The 3,811-nt window shown below is 69.8% G+C and carries 4 protein-coding genes; 1 reads left to right on the forward strand and 3 read right to left on the reverse strand.

Annotated elements, in window-relative coordinates:
* The 3 genes from C5O18_RS07370 to C5O18_RS07380 form a co-directional block, all read right to left on the reverse strand.
* The coding region (locus C5O18_RS07370) for an SGNH/GDSL hydrolase family protein (RefSeq protein ID WP_105192807.1) at positions 1 to 533 on the reverse strand (533 nt) is incomplete at its 3' end.
* Positions 530 to 949, reverse strand: a complete 420-nt coding sequence (locus tag C5O18_RS07375; RefSeq protein WP_105192802.1) for a nuclear transport factor 2 family protein — start codon at positions 947 to 949, stop codon at positions 530 to 532. The genes C5O18_RS07375 and C5O18_RS07370, both read right to left, overlap by 4 nt.
* Before the next feature lie 17 nt (positions 950 to 966).
* Positions 967 to 2,994 carry an NADPH-dependent 2,4-dienoyl-CoA reductase gene (locus tag C5O18_RS07380; RefSeq protein ID WP_105192804.1) on the reverse strand — a complete coding sequence of 676 codons (2,028 nt, stop codon included), beginning with the start codon at positions 2,992 to 2,994 and terminating at the stop codon, positions 967 to 969.
* 134 nt (positions 2,995 to 3,128) lie between these two features.
* Between C5O18_RS07380 and C5O18_RS07385 the strand changes: the two genes are divergently transcribed.
* The gene (locus tag C5O18_RS07385) at positions 3,129 to 3,668 is read left to right on the forward strand and encodes a PadR family transcriptional regulator (protein WP_105192806.1); all 540 of its coding nucleotides are present in this window, start codon (positions 3,129 to 3,131) and stop codon (positions 3,666 to 3,668) included.
* Positions 3,669 to 3,811: the final 143 nt, after the last annotated feature.

Raw genomic sequence — 3,811 nt, forward strand, 5'->3', positions numbered from 1 at the left:
TGCGGCAGCGCCGGGAAAAGGTGCATGGGCGGCACCGCCGAGAACAGCACCCGGCGAACCCCGAAGCGTGCCGCCAGCAGGGTCGTGAGCTGTTCCAGCCCGGCCGCCCAGCGCCGTGCACCGATGCCCGAGGTGACATCGTTGACGCCCAGCGAGATGACCGCGACATCGAAGCGCTCCGGTGCCAGCTCCCGCAGCTGCGCCACCGTCTGCCGGGTGGTGCGCCCGGTCTCCGCCTCCAGCCGCCAGTACAGCCGGAAATCCGGCGCCAGACGCGCGACCAGCTGTCCGGCCAGCGCCTGCGACTGGTCTGCCACGCCGACACCCGCCGCCGCCGAATCACCGGCGATCAGCAGCCGCAGCGGCCGCCCCTCCCCGGCCACGCCGGCACGGGCTCCGGCTGCCTCGGGCAGGCGCGGAATGCTGCGCCGCACATGCATGCCCTGCGCCAGCAGCACGGGCGCCAGTGTCAGCAGCAGCCAGGGATGCCGGTGACGCAGGGCCGACCCGGTACCGGCCGGTGCCGGGATCATGCCGGCTTCAGCGTCGCCAGCCGCCGGCCCATCTCGCCGGCCAGCGCCTGCAGGCCGCTGAGCGGCCGCACCATGACCTCGAACTCGGCGATCTTTCCGGCTTCGTCGAAGCGGATCATGTCGATGCCCTTGAGCTCGCGGTCGCCGACGCGGGCGCTGAACTCAAGCACCACGTTCAGACCATCTTCCGAGGCGAACTGGCGGTGGTAGGTGAAGTCCTCGAAGACCTGGATGACCGTGCCCAGGATCAGCGCCAGCACCGGCGCCGACTGGTAGGGCTTGTGGACCGCCGGCGAGCGGAAGCGCACGTCCGGCCGGGTGATGGCATCCAGGCCGGACAGGTCGCGGCGGGCGATCATGTCGTGCCAGGCGTGCAGCGAAGCGGCGACGGCGGGTTGCAGGGTGAGCGTATCCATGTCGTTCTCCGGTGGTGTCAGACAGCGGTGGCCAGGCGCACGCCCTGGTTGATGGCGCGCTTGGCGTCGAGTTCGGCGGCCTCGTCGGCGCCGCCGATCAGGTGCACGGTCATGCCGGCGGCCTCCAGCCCGGCCTGCAGCTCGCGCTGCGGATCCTGGCCGGCACAGACGACGACATGATCCACCGGCAGCAGCCTCGGCTCGCCGTTGATGCTGACATGCAGGCCGTCATCGTCAATGCGCTCGTAGCTCACCGCCGGAATCATCTTGACCTGGCGGCTGATCAGCCCGGCGCGGTGGATCCAGCCGGTGGTCTTGCCGAGCCCGTCGCCGACCTTGCTTTGCTTGCGCTGGAGCAGGAAGACCTCGCGCGGCGACGCCTCGACCTCGGCCGCCATGAGGCCGCCGGCCTGGCGGTAGGCGGTGTCGATGCCCCACTCGCGGTTGAACTTGTCCGCGTCCTGGCTGCCGCTCACGCCCTCGTGGGTCAGGTACTCGCTGACATCGAAGCCGATGCCGCCGGCGCCAATGACCGCGACCCGGCCGCCGACCGGCCGCTTGTCGCGCAGCACATCCAGGTAACCCAGCACCTTCTCGTGCCCGATGCCGGGGATCGGCGGCTTGCGCGGCACGATGCCGGTGGCCAGCACCACCTCGTCGTAGCCGCCGGCCAGCAGCTGCGCGACATCCGCGCGCGTGTTCAGGCGCAGGTCGACGCCGGTCAGCTCGACCTGGCGGCGGAAGTAGCGGATGGTCTCGTGGAACTCTTCCTTGCCCGGCACCTGCTTGGCGACATTGAACTGGCCGCCGACCTCGGCGCCGGCCTCGAACAGCGTCACCGCGTGGCCGCGCCGCGCCGCCGTGACCGAGAAGCTGAGGCCGGCCGGGCCGGCGCCGACCACGGCGATGCGCTTCTTCGCGGCCGTCGGCGCGACCACGATCTCGGTCTCGTGGCAGGCGCGCGGATTGACCAGACAGGTGGTGATCTTCAGCGAGAAGGTGTGGTCCAGACAGGCCTGGTTGCAGCCGATGCAGGTGTTGATCTCGTCCGCCCGGCTTTCGGCGGCCTTGTTGACGAACTCGGCGTCGGCCAGGAACGGGCGCGCCATCGACACCATGTCGGCGTGGCCCTCGGCCAGCACCCGCTCCGCCACCTCCGGCGTGTTGATGCGGTTGGTGGTGATCAGCGGGATCTTCACCTTGCCCATCATGCGCCGGGTGATCCAGGTGAAGCCGGCGCGCGGCACCTTGGTGGCGATGGTGGGCACGCGCGCCTCGTGCCAGCCGATGCCGGTGTTGATGATGGTCGCGCCGGCGGCTTCGATGGCCAGCGCCAGCTCCACCACTTCCTCGAAGGTCGAGCCGCCCTCGACCAGATCGAGCATGGACAGGCGGTAGATGATGATGAACTCCGGCCCCACGCGTTCGCGCACGCGGCGCACGATCTCGACCGGGAAGCGCATGCGGTTGGCGTAGCAGCCGCCCCATTCGTCATCGCGCTGGTTGGTGCGCGCGGCGATGAACTGGTTGATCAGGTAACCCTCGGAACCCATGACCTCGACGCCATCGTAGCCGGCCAGCTGCGCCAGCCCGGCGCAGCGCGCGAAGCTCTCGATGGTCTCCAGCACCTCCTCGTGGGTCAGCGCGTGCGGCTGGAACGGGTTGATCGGCGCCTTCACCGCGCTCGCCGACACCAGGCCGGGCTGATACGAATAGCGCCCGGTATGCAGGATCTGCATGGCGATCTTGCCGCCCTCTCGGTGCACGGCGTCGGTCACCACGCGGTGGTGCGCCGCCTCTTCCTCGGTGGTCAGCTTGGCGCCGCCGGCGAACACCAGCCCGCGTTCATCCGGCGAAATGCCCCCGGTCACGATCAGGCCGACACCGCCGCGCGCGCGCTCGGCGTAGAAGGCGGCCATGCGCTCGAAGCCGTTTTCCGCCTCCTCCAGGTTGAGGTGCATGGAGCCCATGAGCACGCGGTTCCTGAGCGTGGTGAAGCCGAGATCCAGCGGCGCGAGCAGGTGGGGATACAGGGTCGAAGACATTGTCCGGGCACTCTTTGTGGCAGCAGTTTATGCAATCAGTTGCATATTTAAAGACCAAAGCCCCATTAATTGCAAGTGATTGCATAACCTAAACCGCACTATCATCCGGTCACCTGTCACGGAAACCGTCCCGCATGTCACTGCCCCACGCCCTGCTCACGTCATTGCTGGAGCGTCCCTGCTCCGGCCTCGACCTCGCCCGGCGCTTCGACCGCTCCATCGGCTTCTTCTGGCCGGCCTCGCACCAGCAGATCTACAAGGAGCTGGGGCGGCTGGAACAGGCGGGCTGGGTCGCGTCGACCGCCGCCGAGGGCGCGCGCGGCCGCAAGAAGATCTACCAGGTGCTGCCGGCCGGCCGTGACGAGCTGCGGCGCTGGACCGGCACCGCCGAGGACCCGCCCCCGCTGCGTGACGCGCTGCTGGTGCGCCTGCGCGCGGAAGCCGTGCTCGGGCCGGCCGGGGTGGCCGGGGACCTGCGCCATCGCCTGGAGCGGCATCGCCGCCAGCTGGCGCTGTACCGCGAGATCGAACAGCGCGACTTCAGCGGTCGCGAGCTCTCGCGCGCCGAACGGCTGCAGTACCTGGTGCTGCAGTCCGGCCTGGCGACCGAGGCCCAGCAGGCCGCGCTGTGCGAACAGGCGCTGGAACTGCTGTCTGCACCGGAACCGGACTGAGCCGGCAGCGGCCGTCAGACTGGTCGCCGGCATGCCCCGGTGATACCCTCCGGCGCCGCAGGGCGCGCGGATCATCCGGCCCGCCCTCGATTCCGCCGCTCCCCTCCGCTGCCGCCCGATACCGATGAAACACCGCACGCCCA

This window comes from Amnimonas aquatica (genome assembly GCF_002943415.1).
GTDB classification, from domain to species: domain Bacteria; phylum Pseudomonadota; class Gammaproteobacteria; order Pseudomonadales; family Moraxellaceae; genus Perlucidibaca; species Perlucidibaca aquatica_A.

What these genes read in the sequence shown, in the direction of transcription:
- C5O18_RS07385 (WP_105192806.1), top strand. Translation starts at nt 3,129, where the DNA reads ATGTCACTGCCCCACGCCCTGCTCACGTCATTGCTGGAGCGTCCCTGC.
- C5O18_RS07380 (WP_105192804.1), bottom strand. Translation starts at nt 2,994, where the DNA reads ATGTCTTCGACCCTGTATCCCCACCTGCTCGCGCCGCTGGATCTCGGC.
- C5O18_RS07375 (WP_105192802.1), bottom strand. Translation starts at nt 949, where the DNA reads ATGGATACGCTCACCCTGCAACCCGCCGTCGCCGCTTCGCTGCACGCC.